Here is a 23,022-nt window from a genome sequence, read left to right as displayed (position 1 = left end):
TCACTTAAGATAATTTGAACAGTAATGAACAAGGCCGAACGGCGTGGCAGAACAGTACCAGGTGTATAACAACTTGCAGCAGCACAAGACGCGTTTGCTCAATGAGGGCAGGCTGGTGGCTGGCTCGGCATCTGGTTCAGAGGCCGTCGACGGCATTGGACTGGCGGCCTGGAATAATCGCAACGATCGGGTGGTTGTCGACGGTGCTGACCACCACACCTTGAGCCTGTATGTTGAAAACGGCTACGAGTCGTACCTGAAAACGCCCCATGGCTGGAGAAATGGCGGTGCGCCGGACCGGCTGTGTTTAATGCCCAAAGGCTACGCTTCCACCTGGGACATTCGCGGTGAACTCACCTTTGTGCACCTGTATTTTACCGATCGTCACCTGAGTCAAATAGCCGAGCAGGTGTGGGATAAAAGCCCGGCCGGGCTGACGGTAGACGAGCATATTTTTGCCGACGACCCACAAGTCGCGATCTTGTACCGTCAGTTTCTACTGGCCAGCAACTGGCACGACAACGCCGATCGCTTGATGCTGAGCAGCGCAACGGCCATGTTGCTGACGCATCTGGTAAAAGAGTACACCCACTTTCAATGGACGCCGCTGACGGTCAAAGGCGGGCTGGCACCATTTCAGCTGGCGCGGGTAAAGGCCTTTGTAGACGCCAATATTGATCAGCCGTTACTGCTGGCAGATTTGGCCGCGCTGGTGCAACTCAGTGAGTTTCATTTTGCGCGCATGTTCAAACAAAGTGTTGGTCTGGCACCGCACCAGTACGTGATGCAACAGCGCTTGTTAAAAGCCGAGCAATTGCTCAAACACACCGATACGCCGCTGACCGACATTGCCCAACGCTGTGGTTTCAGCTCCTCCAGCCATTTCTCCAATCGCTTTCGTCAGCTACGAGGCACAACCCCTAGCCAGTACCGTCGCCGCTGAGTTGTGTTATACGTTGACGCGTTTACAACGATTTACCGGGATAATTTCATGAAGATTGTGTTTGCCGCGCCATCACTGGACGCACAGCTGTGGCTGCCGGAGTTGAACCGTGCCTTGCCAGATGCCGACATTCAGGTTGATGGTCAGCAACCAGACGGTTGGTTGGCCGACTATGCACTGGTGTGGTTGCCTGCAGCCGGTTTCTTCAGTTCGCAGCCGCAATTGAAAGGCATTGTGAATCTGGGGGCGGGTGTCGATAAGTTATTGGCGCAAGCCGACTTCCCTCGTCAGGTGCCGTTAATGAAGTTGCGCGATGCGGGCATGGGTGCCTTGATACTGGATTACGTTCGTTATGGCTTGCTGCACTTTGGTCGTGATTTTGACCGCTACCGCGCTGATCAGCGTGCACTGGTATGGCAGCCTCTGGAACTGAATAACCCTTTGAAGCGAAAGGTGACCGTATTGGGCACCGGTGCCATTGGCCAGACCGTGGCTAACGGACTGGTTGCCGATGGCTATACCGTTCGCAGTTGGGGCCGAAGCTCAAAGCACATTGAAGGCGTTGAGGTGTTTGCCGGGCAGGCGGCCCTGGCAGATTGTTTGGCTGATACCGATGTGCTGGTGAATCTGCTGCCTTGCACCCAAGAGACCCAAGGTCTGATTCAGCAAAAGCAACTACAGCTGCTGAACCGAGGAGCCGTGGTGATCAGCGCTGGACGTGGCGAAATCTTCAGCGAGTTGGCGTTGGTGCAGGGCTTGGAATCTGGCCAGCTGCGGGGAGCCTTGCTGGATGTCTTCGAGCAAGAGCCTTTGCCCGCCAATTCGCCGTTGTGGCGAATGGATAACGTGCTGGTGACCCCGCACATTGCAGGGCCGACCCTGATTGACGGCGCGGTCGAGCAGGTGAGTGATTATTTACTTAAGCTGGAGGCGGGTGTTTCGGTGCCTTGTGTGGACGTTGAAACGGGTTACTAGGGACCCTCTGAATAACCCGGTGCCCGCTCTGGATGACAGGGCGAAGCTGAATCACGAAGCTGATTTGCAGGCCTGACGGGTCAAGTCAAAAATCAGCGACACAGAGTTGTAGCGCGCCGAATGATTTTAGACAGAAAGCCGTTTGTTTTTAGACAAAAATAAAGGGCGCATCAGCGCCCTTTTTACCCTTCCTTGAGTTTACTGCTCATTGATCACTACCCAGTTCACGTAGGCAAACCCTGAACGGCCATTCTTAGCCACTGTCAGTGTAATTGTACCTTCAGCATCAGGAGAGATATCTGTCCATTCAGCTGGAGTGCTGTTCGCATTGCCGTCGATTGTTTGAGTCAGCCCGCCGTTGATGCTGTAGTCACCAACCCGATTGAGGGAGCCTGAAGGGACGCGCCGTGCAAGCAGCGTAATTGAATACTGCTTGTAGGGGTCGAGGTTTTTGAAATAGATATCCCCCGAATCCACGGTTGTCACTGGATTACCCGTTTCACCACCTTCTGCTGAAACAAAGATATAACCCGCATTTTCAGAGTCGACGTCTTCCGCTGTTGTTGTGTCAAAAAAGCTCTCTGACGCCGATACAAGACAGCGCGATAGCGACCCTGTCGATGAGGTCGCCTGAACCTCATCGATCCCGTAGGGAGCTGCCGCACCAGCATAATCGGTTCCAGTCGGGAGCAATTTTTGCCATGCGGAACTGACGAAGTCACTCGATCCGAAGTCGATCTGAACCGACCCCATAGCAGCGCTAAGATCAACGCCTTCCGCATCGGGCAGGAATGGGTTGTCAGACGTAATGCCGCTCAACACGAGCACTGGGATATTCATGTTCGCTTACTCCGTTGTGATTAATTCATTGAAGACGAGGCAGAAGTTGTGCAGAGGAAATTCAAACGGGCCGCCATCGACATCGACGTCATACTCAACATACTTGTCGTGATCGCCTGCGTTGTCTCGCAAGGTGCCGCGTGGATGATCGCCAGTCAGAGCACTGCCGTCGCCCGTCCAGACTTCGCCGTATGAGAGGCGCGGGTTCGACCCCAGAGTCTCAGACGTGGTTATTTGGACTTTGCAACCGGCAATGATGCGGACGTCGGTGATCGTCAATTCACCGCTATCATCAAAGACTCGGAACCCCTCATTCGCTGGCAATTTGGCGATCACGTCACGGTCGAATTCCAACCGTCCATTGTTCAAGCTGAATGCCGCTGTAATGACGTTGCCTGTCGCTGTAATCGAATCAGGAAACAGTGGCTTCCATTGGCGACCACGAATAACGACTTCACGATATACGCGCCCCATGAAGTGCCCCAGGGCTTTGCTCGACGTGTTTGTCAGATGTACTGCGTCAACAAACTGAAAAATGTAATAGGGGCAGGCGATATGGATCTCTTCCACATTCTCTGCCGCGTGTCGTTGCGCATCGGGAACATCCAGCGTTCTTAATGCACCACCACTGACGCGAGCGCCGTTCTGCCATGCGATACAGTGCAGCTTCACCGGCCGATTCATTTCTGTCTGCAACGTGCTTTCACGCTCCGATCGAATACCAGTCAGCGCGTCGTAGTAGTCCTGATACGCTGTCCCGGCATTCATGTCCGATCCACCGAGTGTCCATGTAAAGGCATGGATCTGATACTGCAAACCGAGTGCCTGGGCTGCCGCCTTCATTCCCCAAACCTGCTTGTAGAATCGGCCGTAATGAGCACCTCCGACGATGTATTTGTCGATTGTTGTTCCGTTTACCCCACTGTTGGAAATGCCAAATCGACAGCGAGTGTCTGCAACCCGGATTCCGTGAGCCTGATCCAGCCACTTAAAAACGCCTTGAATCAACCCTGCAGATGGGCTTTCGCCATTGTTGTTTGATGTGGCTATCTCACCACCTTCAGCCAGTGGAGCAAACGTTGTCTGTGCCTCAGTGCCGCCAGCTGGGATGAAGTAGCCATCGTTTTCTCCCTGCGCTGTCAAAACTGGCAGTGACTTATAGCCGTTCGCCTGTGATTGGCCATCGTTGATGACGTGGTACATGATGGGGTAATCGAGCAGATTCAAACCGGGCCACGACGATCCACCGTTGGTTTGTATGCCGTTCGCGGAGATGGAATGCAGCAAGCGCGGATTGTCGCCATCAGTGACCACCGCATAGCTGTAAGCATCTTTCAGACTGAAGAACCCTGTCAGCTTGCAGCCTCTTCCCGCCAGCGCCTTGTCGACCAACTCGGTCGCTGTTTGATCGTCAGCGTCGAACCGAAGTTGGCCAGCACTGTTGTATCCCAGGATGGTTTTCAACGAGCCATTAACAAGACCGATCGCAATGGGCAGTATTTTGGCATTCGCTGCTGGCAGGAATTGCTGAGTGCTCGCTCGATTTTCGATTACCGTTGTGCGGCGGTCGACAGATTTCAGCAAGCCAGTGTTGGTCGCCATGGATACAACCCACTCAGATCCATTCCACGCAAACTCGCCGTTATTTGCCAGCACGGGGTCACCCCAGACCAGTGCAATTTCACCATTCGGCGGCGCTCCAGCGTTGATCATTTCTGCAGCTGTTTCGAATGGCAAGCGACCTGCGACCAACGCCCGATATTCGTCAATGCGAGCATCGACTGCCTGTTGAACAGTGTCCATATCCACCATGGCCGTATCCTGACCATTAACAACCAACGCACGGTCGCCAGCTTTGTAGTTCCGTACCGGCACTGCGGCGGTGTCCGTTAATTCAATGTACTCAGACATTATTGATCTCCACGGGATTTGTTGAATTTCGGCTAACGGCTACCGGCTTGCCGCCGTAGTAAATGAGAGTTCCACCAACGCTCAGGTAATTCGTTTCTGTGCGGTTCGACAGAACGACTTTGTGCGCGTGAATCAAGCGACGCAGCATCTGTTCCAGGCGATTGATTGAGTCGGTTGCGCGGTTGAGTTCGGCGATGTCGATTTGCGCTGTGAAGGCCCAATCAAGACCTACAAAATCACCGCCGAATTCACCGCCGAATGTGGTTTCCTGATATTCAGTGATGGCCACGTCGAACCCCAACGCAGCGGCCATGGCGATCAGGAACTCACGAGACTGGGAACCGTATTGCTGATACTTCTGGATCAGCTCTGTGCGACGGGCTTGCAACGTTGTTGCAACGGTGTTGCCGTTGTCGGGCAACCCGTATTCAGCCTCCCATTCGTTGATTAACTGAGTGACCTGGCTTGGCAGTGACTCCGCTGCAATGTCGTCCAGCATCGCATCGACACGCGCAAATTCTTCTGCGAGGCCACCGAACAACTGAGCGATCGGCGTGTTGTCGTCACGCGGCCACGCTGCCCCGAGCGGCAGCAGCGCAAGCAGTTGTGTTTGATACGCCGCAACCGTCATACAACCACCGCTATAAATCCGAGCTGATGACTGCCGCCGGAGCTGTTGCGAATGGTGATGGTCGTGCCCGACCACGTTGCACCACAGCCGGTTTCGATGTCCCCCAGGCTGTTAAAAAACGGAACAACGCTGATCACGGTTCGGCCAAGATCGATGGTCGATTCGGAATTCGCTCCTATGGTGACCTCTCCAGTGAGCACCGTGCTCTTGTCGTTCAATGCGGTCTGCAAACCGCTAACTTCGCTGATTGAGTGGCCGTGGCCCGTGTTGCTCTTTCCATTCAGCGCTGCCTGCAGACCACTAACGTCGCTGATTGAGTGGCCGTGGCCCGTGTTGCTCTTGCTGGCAATTGCGCTGGCGATGACGTTGTTGATGGCCGTAATCAGCTGATTGACAGACTGATCGGACGGCTCCAAACCGCCTGCCGTGATGACGTTCAGCAGCTCGTCGAACACCATGTTTTGATAGGCCGCGCTGTTCTTGCTGGGCGGCACGACCGGACTGGCACTTACGTCGCCATCGGTAAATTTGCCATCGGCCAGCCGGGCTTCAGAATCAGAAGTTGGGTAATCCATAAACGTCCTTTAAACCCTTGTTAAGACGGCCATGAAACCGTGCCCAACGTGATCAATTCGTTGCTGGCACAGGTGACATCGGCAGTCAGGTTGATTGTGTGGTCGGTCTCGCCAGTGGCCAGCGAGATGGCCTCACGAATGCGAGAGAGTTTGATGGTGCCGCCCGGTGTCGCATCGCGGCGAATCATGTCGTCCAGCTCGGCTTCAACCGCTGCACGCACGGCAGTCGTGTTTGGCGTCAGGCTGGTGACCGTGATGTTCAATGGCGCGGCGGTCAGGGCACCTACAGAGAAACCACGCATGCCTGCTGGTCGCTGTGTGTTGATGTGCGCAGCGACTGTGTTGATGATCACAGTGCTCGGAATCGGCGACTCCAGATCATCTGTGGTCACACGTACCACAACCGTGCCGGGGCCGTTTTCGTTGGAGTAACACCAGGCGCGTGTCACGTCGCTGTGTGCGGCTTTGGCCCATGCTACGTAGTCACTGGAATTGCCGCCTTGGGGTGGATTTTGCTTGCGTTCTGCCAGGCGTTCACGCAGCCGGGTGATGGTTTCAATGTCGGAACCGCCTGCCAGCTCAACGACCGTAGCGACGGTATCCAGACCGGCTACAGTTTCTGTTAATGACAGCTCGACACCCGCTGACTGGTTTCCAGCCGAGCCGGTTTCAACTGCACGGATCTGCGCAGTCAATGTGCCGCTCGCCACAGTCGCATCGGCTGTAACCCGGTAGACCAGATCGCCTTTAGTCAGCAGGCTTTCTGCAGCCAGTACAGCGCCGTTATTGCCGGGAATGGTGACGGTGCCTGATGCGCGGCTGGCGGCCACTCGATAGATGCCGACTTCGTTTGCGCGTTTGACAAGGTTGGCATCGGTACAGGTATCGTCAAGCAGCTGCTTTTCCAGATGGTCCGCCTTGCGATACAGACCGTGTGCAACCCCCGCCATCGCCTGCCGGATGGGGTAATAAATGTCGCCACGGGTGCCAGCGGCTTTGCCTGTCCAGCGTTCGATGTCAGCCTGAATACGGTCGCGAATGGATGACAGTAGTTCGGACACAATCGCCATCAGTTGCCTCCTGCGCTTGTGCTTGCTGTTGTTGCTTCAAGAGTCATGCTTAATGTTTCTCCGTCCAGCAGCGTGATGTCGATTTGGTAGGCAATTCGGTCTGGTGGTTGGCGTTCTGCCGTTACTGCCAACGCACTTACGTGCCCATATTCAACAAGCCAGTCGAGTGCGGCTTGCGCTTCGTCGCGCACCTGGTTGGCCACATCGGTCGTGAGCTTTGAACGCCGATGCAGCCACAATTTGCTGCCTAAACTTTCGTCACCGTCCAGATCGATGTCACCCCAGTAACCGCGACGATCTTTGATTTCTGGCTCTTCGTCTTCAGTAGCGCGGCCGTCTGTGAACAGGCTCATAATGACTGCCGAGCGCAGGTAGGTTTCCAGCGTGTCGTCGGCTTCGATCAACTCGGCAGTTTGCGTTTCAGCGTTCCAGGTCAGGGCCAGAACTGTGGTTGTCGTCATTGGGCACCTCCCGTGGTCATGGCGCTGCCATCGTCTGTGTAGCTGTGGGCATGGCTGGCAAACTCAACACCGCCCACGGTGGCTGACGCTGCGGTCATGGCCCCGGCGAACACCGCGCCTGGTGCAGTGATTTGGCCGCCTGCTGCGATGGTCATTGATACGCTAAGAGTGTTTTGCAAGGTGGCAGCAGAGGCAACGCTGAGCGTGTTCAGCAGCGTGGTTGCGCCGGTTACTTGCAGCGAGCCAGTGATCTCGGTTGCAGGCGCATCGATGACGGCTTTCGTGGCTGTCTTCAGCGTCGCGGTGCCGTCTTTGCCCATTTTCAGGAAGTCGCCTTGCTGGTTGTAGATGGCGGCTTCGCCTTCTTCGATCACCAGCCGATAGCGGCGATCGCCAACAAGCAAACCAACGCTGTGAGAGCCGTTGCCACCGAATGCCAACACAATGGCTTCAGCGCCCTGCGGGGCATGAGAGGTAAAACCGAACGGCTCCAGATGCTCAACGTCAGACAGGGCTTGTCCGCCCGGTACCTGAACCTGCAGGATGCGGATCTTGCCGTTGTATTTGGTCAGTAACACTTGGCTGCGCTGCAGCAACACCCGCAAGCGGCGAGACAAAGGCGCAGTGAACGCCTGCAGCGCTCGGATCAGCTCGGCGCGTTTCATAGCCAGCCCCCTGTACTTTCTGGTTGAGCCAGTAAGTCGAATGCCTCAGATGGCATCACCGTCAGTTCGGTGGTGCGGCCGCTGCGGCTATCCATCAGCAGGCGCGCTTCGGTGATCAGGCGCGTGGCGTTGCTCATGTGGTTGCGGCTGTCGTTGATTTGCACCAGCTGATTCGGTTGCCAAATATTGCCGCCGTCGGTCTGACGCCAGCCTTGCACGGTATAAATGACCTGACGACTGCGGCCGTAGCCGATGCGTCGACGATGCTTGGCCTGTGCCTGGCAATTGGCGGCATCGGACGGGCTGTCGGAAAACAGCACGGATGGACGGTAACGAGTAGCGTCTCCGGCTTCACTGGCAAGCGGTTGTGAGGTGGCTCCGGTGTCAGAACTGAGGAACGCTGGCTGCTGACCGGTCACACTGATTTCAGAGAACAATGAACGGTGAGAACGGCTACCCTTGGCCGCCAAAATGTTAGAACCCAGCTCCAGCGCGACAGCGGCTTTGCCGGTACCGGCGCGGGTAATCAGCAGGCCGCCAGCGGCAGTGCTTACCAGCATGACGCCACGAACACGGGCCAGCTCTTCCAGAAACTCCCAGACTGGCTGACCAGCATCCAAGGCCAGATCAGTGGCTTTGAATGCCTGGTTAGCAGCGCTGCTGGCCGAGCTGTCGACGGACACGCTGATGTCGAATGGTTGGCAGACCTTCTGGGCGACACTCAGCAGGGTTTGGCCTTGCTTGACTTGCTGACCCGTCGTTGAGCAGTCAGCAAGATCCCCCAGCTTGGAGCGGCCGCGAACCGTGACAGAGCTGCTGCGGTGGTCGTAAGCAACGTCTACGTCGTCGACATAGCCGGTCGTGACCAGGTCATCGTCGACAAACACTTCCACGGCCATGCCGTCTTCAATGGCAAAAATGCCAGCGGCGGCGTCCAAATCCGGTGCGGCTTCCACTTCAAACTGATGCGGCCCCATTTCCAAACCACGAGAAACCGCAACGCGCTTCCAGCCGGTGTATAACTTGCCATCAATGTTCAGAATCAACTCATTCACAACAACACCTCCAGCTCGGTACCGGCCGGTACAAAATTCGGGTTTTCGATGCCGTTGCGGTCGGTCAGCTCGTCCACGCGGCTGGCGTCACCGTATTGCATGTGAGCCACAACCAGAGCAGGCAGAGAGGTTTTGAGCGTGATGTCTTGAGCACTTAACAGCCCTGGTTCCAGAGCGGTGATGTGCCGTTGCAGCGCGGTTGCCAGCGCGTTGATGGCGTCGTATTGCTCACTGCTCAGGTCGTCGGCTTCAAGCTGCTCGTCCAATTGCTCCAGCAGTGCATCGCGGATCTCGCGGGCCTGCTGCAGAGAGTCAAACTCGGATGCGTCCGAATCAGCAATGCGAGCAACAAAGGCGATCACCACCACTGCGGTGAACGCGCTGCCGATTGCCTCTTGATTGTCGGCCATACGAGCACGGGTATCGGTTGCCGTGCCATTGGCGGCGGTGCGGGATACCGGACGGGTAATGCCGAAGGCGGCCTGCAAATTGTTGTATGCGCTGAACGCATTGCTGATTTCGTTGAATGCGCCGATCACAGACGTAACCACAGCCCCGACGTTGTTGATCAGGTTTAGTGGCTGGGCGATCAGGTCTGTGACTTCGTCTGTCAGCGCGTTGATGTCGTTTGCGATGTCGGTGATTTGATTTAGCTCGGCCTCGATCGCGCCATTAATTGAATTCAGAGCTGTGAATGCGTCTTCCAGCATGTTGGTTGCCGATTCGGTGACGAACTCTGGTTGGCTATCCAGGCTGAACGATTCAGCGAAGGTCTGTGCATTCAGCGCCTCGGCTGCGGTGGCTGCTGCTGTCAGATCGGCTGCGGTTGACGCAGCTGCAGGTGCCGGGCGTTTGCCTGCCAACACGTAGCTGATGGAGAACTGGCAGTAGCCACCCTGACGGCTGCTGATCGTCCAGTCATAGGACTGAACTTGAATCATCTGAGTGCCTGTGTATGGATGCACCAACTTGCCTGCACCGGGCTTGTCCAGGGCTTCGATCAATTGGTCTCTGGCAGCATCGTAGTCGTCGCCAACAAGAAACACAGTCAGGCGTTCGGAGCCTGCGGTTTTGCCCATGTCTTCCGAATAATGCTGTTCCTGCATTGGGAATTCATGCACGACCACATTGCGGCCGCCTTGGCCGGATGCAGATTGAGTGTGGAATTCAACGCCACGGAATGAACCGGACTGTAAACGATCACGCCACGTCATCGGTCACCTCACATCATGCTCATGGATGCGCCGGAGACATCAAAATCAATGCCTCTGGACTCCACGTGTTTGACGTGAGTGCCGTCATCACTCACTTCGATTTTCAGGCTGGCCTGTGCTTGCTCACGCTGTTCTTTCAACTGACGACGCTCACTTTCCAGCGCTGCTTTTGCGGTGTCGTTGCCAAACAGTGCCAACACATTCGCAACACTGCGGCCGATCGCGTTGCCGACTTCTGTGCCGTCGATTAAGTGGTCATTGATCAGCGTGCCAACGCCATAACCGCCAGCGGCAGCAGCGGCGATACCACCGGCCCACAACGCAGCGGTACCCAGTGTGCCTAGACCGGCAGCGGCACCACCTGCAGCCCCGCCTGATAACACAGGCGCTGGCAAACCCAGCGGCCCGGAACCGGGCAAGCGCGGCACGGTTTTACCAGGCAAACGACCAGCACCTTGTGAGCCGCGTGGAATCCACTCTCCAGCAATGCCGCCAGTGCCTGGCAGGCCGCCTTTGGTGCGGTTGATGTTGATGTCTGGACCACCGCCGAAGCTGGACGGCATATTGACGACGTAAACCGGCTGCACGCCTGTTGCGGCCTCCAACGCCATGCCAGTGGCAACGCCAGCCCCCAAACCGCCAGCCTTGCCCAGCACTCCGCGCAGGGCTTTGGGGCCATAGCGGTAAGCTGCGCCCCCGGCGGCCAGTAAGCCGCCAGCGCCCAGCAGCAGGTCGTTACCATCCAGACCAAGGCCGCCTTGTTCACGGCTGTCTAACAAGTTACGGGTCAGGTCGTTGAATGCGCCGGTCAACGGCTGCACAAAGCTATCGACAGACTCCCTTAAAGCCCCTTTTAAACGGCTGGATTGGTCGATGGCGTTGTTGAGCGCGGCATCCAATTCGCGGGCGATGGTGCCGTTGGCGGCAAGGATTTCGCGAGTGGTGGCACGGGCTTCGTCGATTTTGCCGGACTGCAGCAAGGCACGGATGCCGCGCTGGGTGTCCAGATCGGTTTCGCCAAAGGCAAATGAGACCAGCGCATCACGCTGTTGGTCGGTTTGTTGGCGTTGGTAGATGGCGCTAATGTCACCCAGCACGCTGAATGGATCACGGCGCTGGCCGTCTTCGCCATAGAAATTGATGCCCAGACCGGACTGCACGTTTTGCAGATACTTCTGGTTGGTGAATATGCGCAGGGTGGAATCGGCCAACGTGGCCAGCCGTTCAGGCTGACGCTCAATCAGCGACAGCTGCTCAATGAAGCCGAGAGACTGCTCAAACCCAAGCCCAGCGGTTTGGGCGTTGCCGCCAACGCGGGCAAAGATGCTGGCAAGGTCTTCCAGCTCGGCATTACCAGCACGTCCTGCCACGGTCATTTTGTCGAGCAGGTCGGTAGCCACTTCGACCCGCGCCAGATCGTAGCCAAAAATCTCCGAACTGACCGACAGCGCACCGGCCAGAATTTCTGGCTGAGCACCGGTCACGGCACTGGCTGGGGCAATGGCCTGCGTTGCACCACGGGCCTCGTTGAAACCAAGGCCAGCCGCCAGCAGTGCGCCAGAGGCATTGCGACTTTCATCCACCACCACGCCATACTGCCGTTGCAGCGCAAACAGCTCTTTGCGCAGCTCGGCGGTTTTTCCGGTTGTGACTCCGGCGGTCAGACCGATCTGAGTCAGTTGCTTGTCGAGGTTGGCGGATTGGCTGGCAGCATGCACGGCCGCAAAACCACCGGCCAACCCCAAGAGCTCGCCTTTCAGGCGGCCAAAGCCCTGGCCAGTGAGCTGCTGGAAGTCCTGTTTCAAGCCACGGATCTGGCGACTGCTGCTGTTGGTGAACTGATCCACCTGACGAGCAGACGAACGCAGTCCCGCAGTGAACTGCGAGTTGCGCAAGCTGAGTACCAGGCTAGTCGTCAGATCGGTCACGAGTCAGCAACTCCAGATAATGATTGAATTCGTAAACAGGAAGAGCGCGGATTTCAGCCCGGCTCCATTTGAAATGCAGTGCGATCAGCGCGATGGCGTCTAGCTGTTTGCGCTGTCGCTCTCGGCGTTTGGGTCGTCATCTTCCGTGTTGAGCTGAGCCTGAGCAGCGCGCAGGATTTTCCAGTCGCGTGGACTGAGGGAGCGCACCTGGCTAATGCTGAACGGCCCGGTGCATTCGCCAATGCGCTTCAACTGGCGAGCCATCAAGGAACCGTGGAACGCCAGTTGGTTTTCGACGCCACCGGATTCGATTTCAGCGTCGAACAGTTCGCCAGCGGTTTGGAGTGGCCGCATCTCGAAGTCGTACTGACGCTTTTCTCGAAACAGCAAGCCGTCTTTCAATTTGCCTTTATGGTTCATGTTGACTCCTTAAACAGGTTCAGCCGGAGCGCCCTGCATTTGCACGGTGATTTCACCGGATTGCAGTTCGCTTGGGGTGGTTGTAAATGCACCGTTGATGATCCATGCCTGGCCGTTATCGTCCTGGACGTTCACGTTCACGCCGGACAGGTCGCGCAGTGCTTCCAGATAGCCGGGCAAGTTCGGCGCTCGGAAGTTGAGCTGCGAGGCTGCGGTGGCCTCGCTGTAGTGAACGCTGCCGGTGTCGGTCGTGATCGGGTCGCGGTTGACGCCACCGGGATTGAAACGACCGCTGTTTTCGATGGACTCCACTCGGCCTACGCCGGGGACATCCAGAATGATTTTGCGTGCTACTTTTGCCATGTGCTCGGCTCCTTACACGATGAATTGGGTTTTGCCGGCACCAACACGGAATTGGTTGACCAGGTTCGGGGTGTCGCGCCAATCCAGTCGGTTTGCGTCATCTGCATTGCGCTCAACAATCAGGTTCGCCTTGTACGTGTCGTAGTCTTCAACCCAGCCCTTGGTTTCCAGCTCCCGGTACAGCGCCAAAAACTGACCTTTAATAATCACAGGGGTCACGATCGCTTGGCCTGCGCCGTACTGAGTGCCATCACTGGCCAGCTTGTGGCGTGGATACATTTGCGCAATCAGGGAACGTTGTTCGTAGCGGAATCGCTCCAGCGTTTCTGGCGTGTTGATGTCCAAATAGCTGGCGTCTGGCATTCCGGCCTGATTGGTCTGGTAGGTGGTAATCAGGCGTTCGATTCGGCAGGTGCCGTCGCTGCGATCTACTGTGAAGGTGCTGATGCCATCAAACAGCAGCACGTTGCGCTCACTTTGAATCCAACGCGCTTCACGCACCGGAGCTTTCATGCCCTTCAGCTCCAGCGTCTGGCATGGGCGAGTCGGGTCGATCGACAAGCTGGCGGCAGCGGTGGCCATCAGGATGGACGCAACCAGATAGGTCGGTGTTGGGCTATCGTTGGTCGCCATGATCACAACGTGAGGGTTGTTGCGGGTGTTGCCGAAGGTGCCAGCTGCAGACAAAGTGCCCGCATAAGCAGCAAAGGCGCGGCAGCCTTGCTGACGCATCGGGCCAAAACGGCTATCCATTTCTTCGTCAACGGCCAGCAGGTTGGCGGTGTCGGTATAGGGCGTGCAACACCAGTTAAACCATTCGTCACCCATCGCATCGAGCGCGGCCGTCACATCCGGATTGCCACTGCCGCTGCTCAAGTTGGAGCAAGTAACAGACAGGCCAGCGGGTTCTTCTTCGTCGTAGTAACTGGTGCGCAGGTCGAAGCCGTTCATGAATTCGCCTTTGTGGCGAGCCTTCACCGTCACCGTGTTGGTGGACACGGTGGCCGTGACGGGCAGGTCCAGCGAGCTGTTAATTGCAGCCGCAATACTGGCAGCAATGGCAGCAGCGTCGTCGGTGGATGCAATACCAACAGCAACGCGCACACCGCCCAGGTAAACGTACAAAGTGCCGGCTTCGGTGGCTGCGCTATCAACCACCATGGTGCCCGTTGCCGCTGTGCCTGCTTCGAGGTCGTCCAGCGCGACAGCCCACATTTCCACGGTAGTGCTGGCATTGAGAGCCGCTGCGACCATGCCGTGCAACATGGAGCCACGCCCAAACAGCATGGCGGCACGTGATGGATCAGTAACCAACACGGGTACGCCAGCCGATTGGGTGCCATTGGACAAGCGCTGACCGATCACCAGCATCTTGAATTCAGTGCTGGTTGCACCCGCCAGCTCTGTGTTGAATTCCACATAGCTGCCCGGCGTGCGCAAGGCGGACGGAATGCTGTCGAAACTGATAGTCATTTGGCGGCTCCTTTCTTGTCGGCTGCGGTGTCAGATATCAACACCAGATCGCCGTCTTTTACGCGGCGGCGGTAGTAGGTTGTGGCGGGTACGGCCTGACCAGCGGCAGCAATAAGGCTGCCGGATTCCGTGCGGACCTGCTTACCCTGCGCTGGCTTTACGTTCATGGTCTTCATGCGCTTGCTCCTGGCAGTGTTTGTTTGGTGGTGATTGCAGCGCCATCGGTGGTGGCAGACTCACCAGCAGCGGTTAAAAAGTCGTTGAGCTCTTCCCAGAGCACGCCATCGTCCAGCTGAAATTCCTGCGTCCAGGTGACGGCCCAGATCATTACCCCTTGGCCTGCCGTAGCACTGCCAAACAAATTCTGGCTGCTGACGCGTTCTGGATCTGAGCGTGCGTGTTCCAGCCCCCAGCTCTGTTCTGACAACAAAACATTCACCCCCTGAACAAGATTCAAAGCGGTGGTGCTGCGGTCAGCCTTGGGAGCATCTTTGGTAACAACAAACACCCCCCAACGAATGGGAGCGAATGGCGTACCACTCAGCACAGGCTGACCCAGCCCAAGGCAAGCGACGTACAACGCGGGGCAGCGACCTGCAACGCGCTTGAGTTCGTTGGCGTCGAAGCGGCCTTCATGGGCTTCGCAGGTTTTCAACTGAGGCAGCTTGCTGTTAAAGGTGGCCACCATGGCAGTTTGGATTTCAGCCAATGTCATCGGGCTAACTCCTTCACCTGGTCGGCCAGAAAGTCTTCCATCAGGTCGGCCACGTCTTGTTCGTCGTCTTGGCTCAACCCCAAAAATGGGCGAGCGGGAATGGCGGCTGGTCCGGGTGCCATATCCGGTGTGCCACCCAGTTGATGGATGGCGGCGTAAATCAGATTACTGCCCACCGAGACCTGGTCGCCTTCGATCAGGTACTGGATGGAGTCGTCCAGGTGGCCTTCGCCCATCAGCAGGCTGTTGCCACCGTGGCGGGTGTTGCGGTAGCCATCTGACCAGCCATCCCATGGGGTGCCATCGGGGCCGGTCTTTTCGTCGCGAATGCGGCGGTGCGTTTGGCTTTCGACCAGCGCCCCGATGCCTTCCAGCAGGTCGGCCTGATCCTGTTCGTTGAGCTTGGCCAACGCTTCCGGTCGCGCCCCCAGCCGGTTAAGTTCGGCGGTTGAAAACTGCAGGTCGATACTCACAGCAGGCGGCCCCGTTTGAAGTTGCGCTTGCCACCGCTGATGAACACGGCACCGCTGCTGCTGGCCGGTGCCTGTTCCAACCCCAGCGAGGCTGCGCCAGTGGCCAGCCGCTTCAGCAAGCTGACGGCATCGTCGTAGCGTTGGCGGCGCTCTTCAGTGGCCATGTCGGCATCGGCGGCCAGTCGGTAAACCGCGACATCCACACACAAGCGAGTCAGGACGGCGGGCACCTGCGGCAGTGGTAGCTGGTACTTGGCCGCCAGATAGGTGTCGATTTCGGCACTGGCGTCTTGCAGTGCTTGGTCAACCACGTTGGCATCTGGCGCGTCGTCCTGGTCCCGATCCGTCAACAGCAGCAGCTGATCTTGCGAGTAGCGAGCGCTGATGTCGGACTGTGCGGCGTAGATGGCCATGGTTATTCAGCCTTTGGCTCGGCTGACTCTGCCGCAGGCTTGGCGGCGGCCGTGGCTGTGGTTGCGGCTTCGGTTTCCACCACACGCAGCAGAGGCTCTGCTTTTAACGCGGCGATCTGCTCGTCGGTCAGGTCGTCCACTGGCAGTTGCACCGGCTGTTCGCTGAAGCCGTAACCCGCGCGGCGGAAGGACTTCACGCCTTTGGTGGTGCTGATTTCCAGCAGCTTGGTTTTTTTGGTCGCCATGATGTTCTCCGGTTATCAATCAATCGCGAATGAATTCGCTCCCACTGCTTATGCAGGGGAGCGAGTGGATCAGTTGCCCTTGGCCGCCAGCTGCCAGAAGCCGTAGCCACCCTGACCGCGCGCTTCACAACCAAACAGAAACTCGCCCAGGCTGAAGACGTGGTCGCTGGTGATGTCGGTCAAGGCCATCATTTGTGGCTTTTCACGATCCTGGAAAATGAACGGCAGGATCGGCTTGGTGGTGTCCAGCAAATACCAGTCGGTATCGTTGGCAATGCGCGCATCCACAACTACGGTCGCGGTGCCCTTGTACGGGTTCGGCTTACCGTCTTCGAGACGATCGGCAGTCATCAGCGTGTTGGCGGTGTCTTCCAAAGCTGGACCTACCAGCAAGATGTTCGGAGTGACATTCAGCGGACGGCCTTCGTCATCCTTGTACAGCTTCATAGCAGTACGCACGGCACCGTAGCTGGCCTTGGCTGCTGCCTGGCTGCTGATGTCGAGCGGCAGCGTGAACTTGTTGGAGACCGATTCATCGCCGACTTCGTGGTCGGTATCGAAGAAATACTGACCGTCGTGGCAGATCTGGCTGGTGCCCTGATTCACCGCTTCAAACACCAGTTCGTCCGGCCACTGCTTGGCAGAGTAGCCAGCGCCTTCCGACTGCGGACCAATAAAGCCGATGTTGTCGTCGGCAATGTCGTGCTTGTGAATACCGATAGTGGCTTCGAACGGATCGTTAACCAGGGTGTATTTGTGCGCGCCCAGCGACTTGATGTGCTTGGCACCAATCCAACGGCGCATCTTCGGAAAGTTGTTCAACCAGGTGTAATCGTTCTGGCTGGTTGTGGACGGCACGCGCATGGCGATCTGCTGCCACTTGGACGGGGCCGCTTCAAACGCCTTGTTAAAGGTGGTTTTGATGTTGGTGAAAATAGCACCAAGGGTCTGCTTGTTTACCAGCATGTGAATGCTCCTTTAAAGAGGGTTAATCGGGTTATTCAACCCAAACGCCGTCGGATTCGATCGCCACCACCACACCAGCAGCGGAGCGCGTGGAACTGCCGTCGGTTGCGGCAACGGTTTCGTCGTCGACGATGTAGCAAGGCGTTCCCAGGCTCGCCTGAGTGACGGCATCGGTGCCGGCGTTCTTCCACTTGAACGCTTTGCCACGACGCACCGTCACCAACAGGTCGCCGTCAGCACCGCCGCTGTTGTCGACCTGTTCGTCAAAGCGACCCAAGTAGGTCAGCGTGGTGGCGGTTGCGCCGGGGGTGGCGTAGCCGGTTGCGTTGGCAGTGGCGAGGCCACCGGCATAGCAGACAGCGCCAGACGCAACCGGAACCGCGATCAGTTCGGCGTCTTGCATGGGGGTGTTGCGATCTTTGGTCAGTGCCATGATGGGTTCCTCAGTGGCGAATGGGTGTCAGTACAGGGTTAGCCGCCGTACTTCTGCAGGTCGTCAGCGGAGTTGCCAAACAGCTCGGCAATCTTCTGCTCTTCGGCATTCAGTGCGGTGCTGGTGTCTGCTGGCTTTTTGGTATCCAGCCCGGATGCACCGGCAATGACGGGTGCGCCGTCGATGAACTTGCGGAATTCGTCCAGACCGCCTTCGTGGTTGCAGGCGCGCACGTAGAAATCTTTGGAGGCAGGCGCGATCTTGCCTGCTTCGATGGCGTCGTTGACTTCGGCCTGAATGGCTTGATCACGCTCGGCTTTGGCGTTGTCGGCCAGCTGCTGCTCGGCGTTGGTGGCGCGGTTCAGTACCTGGTCGTAGTCGGCACGGGGTACGTATTGGCTCAGCGATGGCTGCTGCGCATTACGAGCGGTGGCCAGATCGGTGTTGAGCTGCTTGGCGTGGTTGAGCGCCTGATCGGTGGTCAGTGTGTCTGGTTGCTGCCACGCAGCAGCCAGCAGCTTCAGGAATTCTGAAAGTTCCATGGTGGTCTCCGGGGGTGAGTGATTCAGGGATTGCTGGGCGTTGAGTGCGGTCAACAGCAGGTTTGGTCGGTTAGTGAGGCCAGCCGATACAAAGCGCACTACGCGGCCGGTGGCTTGCTCGTAATCGAACACAGGAGAAAAGTATTTGTACTGGCCAGAGGCAACGTCAGCACGGCCTGCGGCGTTCCAGGACACATGACCCCAGATCTCGCCATTGCGGGATTCGAGCTGGTCAATCCAGCCAGCGGCCGGTGCTTTTTCGCCTTTTGGGATTTTCAGCTGAGTGCTGTGCTCCCAGTCGAGCGGTTTGTCGCGGCCATCAAGACTCACAGCCAGCACCTGATCGGGTTGGTCGTTGATCCAGGCGCGCTGGTCAAAGCCCTGGAATTCACCCGCCGGAATCAGCTTGATCCAATCGGGTACGGTGCCATCGGCAGGCAGCTCGAAACAAAGCGCGGTTAGCAGCTCGGTTTGGCTGGCTTGGCAAAGTGCTGTGCGGAGTGCGTTTGAAGTAGTCATGGGGCCATGATGGCCCCAGAATCAGAAGGGGTGGTTTAACGCGGGTTGGAGGTTTTTCTGGCTGGCAGCTCAGGAATAAATATCGTTTGAGAATGCTCTGATGTTGTCACACGAAGTTCTGAGCAGATCAAGTACATCGATATCAGTGCCTTTTACTACGAATTTCACCCATTCATACTTTCTGGCCACAGGAACTGAGTGGCCTTCTTGCAAATCACTCACAGAAGTTTCTGCATCCAATTTGTAGCCTTCGGGCAACTTTTTCCCATTAATAATTGCCCCGCCGAGATATATCGTACCGCTACCGCTGACAGCTGCAGCTCCATTTCCCAATACTGTCATAGAGCCAGGGCTATTCTGTCGATTCTGTTCTTGCAGGTCTTTGTGCTTGTTGTCATTGGTCAGCCTACAAAGCTGCAATAACCACTTTGAGCCACACTGATGTGGCTGTATTGATTCAACCTTGGCTTTTAGCCTGTCATCCAGGCCGGGCAGTCTTTTATTCAAAGCACTAATAAACGTTGACTTATTTTTGCCGTATGGGAAATAAACATCTCTAGTAGATCTTGATGGTGCTGTTTGCTCAAATAAATCCATTGCAATGTAGTCTAAGCAACTTCGCAATTGCTCCAGACAGCTCTTCACCTTGGGCCTTGCTACTTTGGATATTTCTTCCCTTTCGGTTGCTTCTTCATAAACCGAGTGAATACTGGCCAGCAGCTCATCAACATCGTCCAATAACTCGTTAACACTTGATTCTCTTGTCATGCACAGACTCCTTGAGACTACTCTGCCACCGACGCCACCTAGGCGCCGTTTAAAAGGCGTTTAAAACACCACTCAGCAAGTTTTTATCATTTATCCAAGCCTCCACCAAGAAAATCAATCAGATCTACTCACAACGCCGAATATTAGCCTTCCACCTCTGACTTCCCTCCATCCCTGATCCACTGATCAATCTCTTGTTGATGCTCTTCAGGACCAGACGCATGACTGATGCCAGGCAGATCATTCAGATCCTTCACCAAACTGTCTTCGATACCGAGTTCGGACAACTGCTGCAATTCGGCTGGCGTAAGTTCGCGGGCTTGGGTTGTTGCACGCTTCTGCCCAGCATTCGGCGATGAACTCTTTGATGTTGGTGTCGGCATATCTTGAAACCTCTGTCGCCATGCCCGCATCGCGAGCTTGCTTGAATAACGTTTGAACTTCGGGGTCGTCGCGCAGCTTTAGCAGGTCGTCGATCTGGTGCGCTAATTCATGGTCAACCACGCTGCGGATGGTGTTGCAACCCACAGGGTGGAATCGTGCGGACATGTCATTCTGCAGTTGCTCTTTCCAGAATGCCGGATCTTTCCCCCATACCTTGTTTACTGTAACGCCAGCAACATCGGGTTGCGACCAGGAATGGGCATAGGTTCGGCTGGATACCTTGGGCTTTTTGACCGATCGCTTGGCCCATGTTCGTGCCAGATCTTCATCCAGACCTTTTTCGACCGCGCGTTGCACTGCACGCTCCACCTGAATTTGATGGTAGCGGGCAAATTGCCCCTGACCGGTGCCGACAAACTTTTGGTTGTCACGCAAGGCTGGGAACTCCTGCAGGTGATCCCACAAGGATTCGTTCCAGGCATTGGCAACTTCTGGTTTGACTCCAGCATAGTCGGCAACGTCGGCCAGGTTGGCTTCAACGGCCCATTGCGCGGCTGCCTTGGTGGTTTTTTGGGGTTTGAACTCAGGCTTGGGCACAGGTACATCCAGTGCCTTATCCATCGCCTGCTGACTGCGCTGCTCGTTGTCTGCCAACGCCTTGCTCTGGTGCATGCCGGGGTTGTGGTCCCAACCGGGGTCGATGCCTTTGGGCACTTGCAGCACTTCGCCCGTGCGGCCGTTGGTCCATTCTTTGGTGGTTATTTTGGGTGCTGTGGTCAGGTAGTTTCCTGACGCTTTCAGGCGGTCGTATTCGCGTTTGGACACTTGGCGGATGCGGCACTTACAGCCCCAGCCATTGGGCGGGTAATGGGTTTGCCACCATGGGTCGTCCGCTGGTAACAGAATACCTGCCCAGGATACGTGCTCGCGTCGGTGTTGTTCAGACGGCCCCAGCTCGTACACCAAGTACGGCATGGCGCGCTTGCTGCGTTGGATGCGTTGCCACTGGCCAGCCGCACGAGCGGTGCGCAGGTTGGTGTTGTAGATGGTTTTAAGCCGGCGCGGGCTGCCAAGCTGCACCTCACGGATTTCACCCGTGACCGGGTCGGTCATTTCCTGCTTGCCCCACCATCCCAAACGCTCCAATTCTGGCTGCAGCTCTTTTTTCCATTGGGCGAAGGTTTTGCCGTTGGCCAATGCGCCGTCCAGCGATTCACGAATACTGGTGAGCACGTCCATCTTCATGGCCTTGGCCACGGTAAAGGCGTGGCTGTGTTGCTCTTTCCACACTTCGCGATGATCAAACGCTGGCTTAAACCCTTTGGCACGGAACCATGCCTGCGCCTCTTTGGGGGGCGTGGCGCTGAAGCGATAGCTGGCCATCAGTCGTTGGCTCCTTCACCCGCGCCGTTTGCAAGATACAGCTGCCGCGCCAGCTTGCTGACCAGATCGCTGTCGTCCATTTCATCCAGCAGGTCTTGCAGGCCTGCGGCAAAGTCTTCGGCCGTGTCGACCAACTCCAGCAAGTCGCGGATCGGTTGCAGTACCGGGTCCATTTGCTGTTGCCAACTGGCCAAGCCGTCTTGCTCCAGTTCGTCCAGCGATCGTTCTACGGCGGGTTGCTCGCGGTTCATTGCTGTTCCATGGCAGTGGCCGCACTGGCACGACTGCTGGCTGTTCAATGCGGACGTGGTTGGCGGTTGCGACTGCTGTGGCATGGCCAGCAGCTCGGCCCCTTCTTCGGGATCTGGCAGGCCCAGTCGATCGCGCATGACGCTGGCTTCTACTTTTAGCCCCAGCGGCACCAGCTCTTTCACGTTTTGCACCAGTGCGGTGGTGTCTTCGCTTTCAACCACCTGGAACTCAACCCGTGGGTATTGCTCTTGCGGGCCGAAGTTGAGGTCCACGAACGAGCGTACCAGGTGTTTGTTGATGGTGTTGCTGAGCTGACGAGCATCAGCCTTGAGGATGTCGTTTCGCACTTCGTCCTGGGCATCTTCGTTGCCCAGGCGGCCGGGTGTGCCTTCGGTCGTTGCTGTTTGCCCCAGGACGGCCTTGGAAACCTGTTTATCCAGCCACTCGGCAAGGTTCTTGAACAGGTCCGCGCCGCCGGTGCTGTTGCCGGGGGATTCAAAATCAATCCGCATGGTGTCGGGGATGGCAGCAGCGGCATCGGTGCCGATGTTGGCAATGGCGTTCACCAGCGTGTTGATGTCGGACTGGGTGGCGTTGGGGTTGTAGCGGCCCACGCGCAGCGGCATGCCAAACACTTCGGCAAACGCCAGCCAGTCTGTCAGCGAGTAGCTTTTGCACATATAAGACACCGCGACCAGGCGGGCCAAACCGCCACGGATCGGCAGGCCCGTTTTCAAGCGCGGCTTATGCACGATGAACTTGTGCGGTGGCAACGGCAGACCATTGAGCATGTTGGCTTCGTCTTTGATGCGCAGCTGCTTGCCGGTGATGCGGTCGAAACGAAAGAAGCGCGGGTCGCGGTGTTCGTAACCTTCCACCTCTTGCCATTCACCGTCGACCTTTTCGTTGCGGGTGCGTGGCTCCCACGGCTGATGCTTGGTGTCCCAGTTCATTTCGACCGCCGAGAATCCTTTGCCTAGCGCGTCCAGCAGGTCGTCGGCCATGTCGTGGAATTCAGGACGGCGGATCAGTACGCGCACGGCGTCCGCGATTTCCTGATCTCTGGCATCGTCGGTTGCGGCTTCGACCATGGTGGGCAAGCCGCTGACGGCCCGCTTGCGGGTACCCAGCACACTGGCGTAGTGCGGATCGCGTTCTTCGATTTCTTCAGCCAACGTTAAATAGGCATCGGCGTCGCCTTCGGCGGCATCGCGCAGTATGGCGGCCAGTCGTTCAGGGCTGAGCCATTCGGCCTGGGTTCCGAAGTTCCAGATGTTGCGAATGCCGGTCATGCTGGGGGCAGCAACCTGACGGCTGAGTTCGGCTTTTTTGAAGGGCTGACCGTTGTGGTCAAGGATGGTGGCGTCAGCCATATACGGCCTCTTTAATGGGTGTTAAAGGGCGG

General features: G+C 57.0%; 26 protein-coding genes. 2 read left to right on the top strand and 24 right to left on the bottom strand.

All coding sequences use genetic code 11. From position 1 onward, the window contains the following. Nucleotides 1–43: 43 nt before the first annotated feature. Nucleotides 44–943: a helix-turn-helix transcriptional regulator gene (locus tag G516_RS0114855; RefSeq protein WP_028294299.1), complete on the top strand. Its 900-nt coding sequence runs from the start codon at nt 44–46 to the stop codon at nt 941–943. Between the two features lie 48 nt (nt 944–991). After that, a complete protein-coding gene (locus tag G516_RS0114850; RefSeq protein ID WP_028294298.1) occupies nt 992–1,918 on the top strand; it encodes an NAD(P)-dependent oxidoreductase in 927 nt (308 codons plus the stop codon). Nucleotides 1,919–2,116: 198 nt separating this feature from the next. Here G516_RS0114850 and G516_RS0114845 read toward each other — a convergent pair whose 3' ends face one another. The 24 genes from G516_RS0114845 to G516_RS0114725 all read right to left on the bottom strand — a co-directional run bounded on the left by G516_RS0114845 (nt 2,117) and on the right by G516_RS0114725 (nt 22,990). Continuing rightward, nucleotides 2,117–2,758: a hypothetical protein gene (locus G516_RS0114845; RefSeq protein ID WP_028294297.1), complete on the bottom strand. Its 642-nt coding sequence runs from the start codon at nt 2,756–2,758 to the stop codon at nt 2,117–2,119. Between the two features lie 6 nt (nt 2,759–2,764). Beyond that, the gene (locus G516_RS0114840) at nt 2,765–4,669 is read right to left on the bottom strand and encodes a hypothetical protein (protein WP_028294296.1); all 1,905 of its coding nucleotides are present in this window, start codon (nt 4,667–4,669) and stop codon (nt 2,765–2,767) included. Next, the gene (locus G516_RS0114835) at nt 4,662–5,300 is read right to left on the bottom strand and encodes a putative phage tail protein (RefSeq protein ID WP_028294295.1); all 639 of its coding nucleotides are present in this window, start codon (nt 5,298–5,300) and stop codon (nt 4,662–4,664) included. Before G516_RS0114835 ends, G516_RS0114840 begins: the two co-directional genes overlap by 8 nt. After that, on the bottom strand, nt 5,297–5,875 hold the full coding sequence (locus G516_RS0114830; protein ID WP_028294294.1) for a phage tail fiber repeat family protein: 579 nt from the start codon (nt 5,873–5,875) through the stop codon (nt 5,297–5,299). The genes G516_RS0114835 and G516_RS0114830 overlap by 4 nt, the downstream gene beginning before the upstream one ends. A 20-nt stretch (nt 5,876–5,895) precedes the next feature. Beyond that, a complete protein-coding gene (locus tag G516_RS0114825; protein WP_028294293.1) occupies nt 5,896–6,945 on the bottom strand; it encodes a baseplate J/gp47 family protein in 1,050 nt (349 codons plus the stop codon). Then, nucleotides 6,945–7,406 carry a phage GP46 family protein gene (locus G516_RS22760; RefSeq protein ID WP_051219475.1) on the bottom strand — a complete coding sequence of 154 codons (462 nt, stop codon included), beginning with the start codon at nt 7,404–7,406 and terminating at the stop codon, nt 6,945–6,947. The genes G516_RS0114825 and G516_RS22760 overlap by 1 nt, the downstream gene beginning before the upstream one ends. After that, a complete protein-coding gene (locus G516_RS24040) occupies nt 7,403–8,071 on the bottom strand; it encodes a phage baseplate assembly protein domain-containing protein (RefSeq protein WP_051219474.1) in 669 nt (222 codons plus the stop codon). Before G516_RS24040 ends, G516_RS22760 begins: the two co-directional genes overlap by 4 nt. Continuing rightward, a complete protein-coding gene (locus G516_RS0114810) occupies nt 8,068–9,126 on the bottom strand; it encodes a phage baseplate assembly protein (RefSeq protein WP_028294292.1) in 1,059 nt (352 codons plus the stop codon). Before G516_RS0114810 ends, G516_RS24040 begins: the two co-directional genes overlap by 4 nt. Continuing rightward, the gene (locus G516_RS0114805; protein ID WP_028294291.1) at nt 9,123–10,340 is read right to left on the bottom strand and encodes a DNA circularization protein; all 1,218 of its coding nucleotides are present in this window, start codon (nt 10,338–10,340) and stop codon (nt 9,123–9,125) included. Before G516_RS0114805 ends, G516_RS0114810 begins: the two co-directional genes overlap by 4 nt. A gap of 8 nt (nt 10,341–10,348) precedes the next feature. Beyond that, entirely contained in the window at nt 10,349–12,268 is a 1,920-nt protein-coding gene (locus G516_RS0114800) for a phage tail tape measure protein (RefSeq protein WP_028294290.1), read from the bottom strand. A gap of 99 nt (nt 12,269–12,367) precedes the next feature. Next, nucleotides 12,368–12,688, bottom strand: a complete 321-nt coding sequence (locus tag G516_RS0114790) for a hypothetical protein (protein WP_028294289.1) — start codon at nt 12,686–12,688, stop codon at nt 12,368–12,370. A 9-nt stretch (nt 12,689–12,697) separates the two neighbouring features. Continuing rightward, the gene (locus G516_RS0114785) at nt 12,698–13,051 is read right to left on the bottom strand and encodes a phage tail tube protein (protein ID WP_028294288.1); all 354 of its coding nucleotides are present in this window, start codon (nt 13,049–13,051) and stop codon (nt 12,698–12,700) included. 12 nt (nt 13,052–13,063) lie between these two features. Beyond that, complete coding sequence (locus G516_RS0114780; protein ID WP_028294287.1) at nt 13,064–14,524, bottom strand: phage tail sheath subtilisin-like domain-containing protein; 1,461 nt, start codon at nt 14,522–14,524, stop codon at nt 13,064–13,066. After that, complete coding sequence (locus tag G516_RS0114775; protein WP_028294286.1) at nt 14,521–14,700, bottom strand: DUF2635 domain-containing protein; 180 nt, start codon at nt 14,698–14,700, stop codon at nt 14,521–14,523. The genes G516_RS0114780 and G516_RS0114775 overlap by 4 nt, the downstream gene beginning before the upstream one ends. Further along, nucleotides 14,697–15,239 carry a phage protein Gp37 gene (locus G516_RS0114770; protein ID WP_028294285.1) on the bottom strand — a complete coding sequence of 181 codons (543 nt, stop codon included), beginning with the start codon at nt 15,237–15,239 and terminating at the stop codon, nt 14,697–14,699. Before G516_RS0114770 ends, G516_RS0114775 begins: the two co-directional genes overlap by 4 nt. Further along, on the bottom strand, nt 15,236–15,712 hold the full coding sequence (locus G516_RS0114765) for a phage virion morphogenesis protein (RefSeq protein WP_028294284.1): 477 nt from the start codon (nt 15,710–15,712) through the stop codon (nt 15,236–15,238). Before G516_RS0114765 ends, G516_RS0114770 begins: the two co-directional genes overlap by 4 nt. Beyond that, nucleotides 15,709–16,125 (bottom strand): gp436 family protein, encoded by a 417-nt coding sequence (locus G516_RS0114760; protein ID WP_036536715.1) that lies wholly within the window; start codon nt 16,123–16,125, stop codon nt 15,709–15,711. Before G516_RS0114760 ends, G516_RS0114765 begins: the two co-directional genes overlap by 4 nt. Nucleotides 16,126–16,127: 2 nt before the next feature. Further along, a complete protein-coding gene (locus G516_RS22750) occupies nt 16,128–16,370 on the bottom strand; it encodes an HI1506-related protein (protein WP_036536712.1) in 243 nt (80 codons plus the stop codon). A gap of 69 nt (nt 16,371–16,439) precedes the next feature. Beyond that, nucleotides 16,440–17,336: a Mu-like prophage major head subunit gpT family protein gene (locus G516_RS0114750; protein ID WP_028294282.1), complete on the bottom strand. Its 897-nt coding sequence runs from the start codon at nt 17,334–17,336 to the stop codon at nt 16,440–16,442. A 31-nt stretch (nt 17,337–17,367) separates the two neighbouring features. Continuing rightward, nucleotides 17,368–17,769 carry a hypothetical protein gene (locus tag G516_RS0114745; protein WP_028294281.1) on the bottom strand — a complete coding sequence of 134 codons (402 nt, stop codon included), beginning with the start codon at nt 17,767–17,769 and terminating at the stop codon, nt 17,368–17,370. A gap of 38 nt (nt 17,770–17,807) precedes the next feature. Further along, nucleotides 17,808–18,830 (bottom strand): phage protease, encoded by a 1,023-nt coding sequence (locus G516_RS0114740; protein WP_028294280.1) that lies wholly within the window; start codon nt 18,828–18,830, stop codon nt 17,808–17,810. A 69-nt stretch (nt 18,831–18,899) separates the two neighbouring features. Beyond that, entirely contained in the window at nt 18,900–19,598 is a 699-nt protein-coding gene (locus G516_RS0114735; RefSeq protein ID WP_028294279.1) for a hypothetical protein, read from the bottom strand. Nucleotides 19,599–19,838: 240 nt separating this feature from the next. Beyond that, nucleotides 19,839–21,365: a phage minor head protein gene (locus G516_RS24480; protein WP_084645093.1), complete on the bottom strand. Its 1,527-nt coding sequence runs from the start codon at nt 21,363–21,365 to the stop codon at nt 19,839–19,841. Then, on the bottom strand, nt 21,365–22,990 hold the full coding sequence (locus G516_RS0114725; protein ID WP_028294278.1) for a DUF935 domain-containing protein: 1,626 nt from the start codon (nt 22,988–22,990) through the stop codon (nt 21,365–21,367). Before G516_RS0114725 ends, G516_RS24480 begins: the two co-directional genes overlap by 1 nt. Nucleotides 22,991–23,022 lie beyond the last annotated feature (32 nt).

Origin of the sequence: Oceanobacter kriegii DSM 6294 (genome assembly GCF_000422845.1) — a bacterium.
GTDB classification, from domain to species: Bacteria; Pseudomonadota; Gammaproteobacteria; order Pseudomonadales; family Oceanobacteraceae; genus Oceanobacter; species Oceanobacter kriegii.
This window is presented reverse-complemented; position numbering and strand designations above follow the sequence as displayed.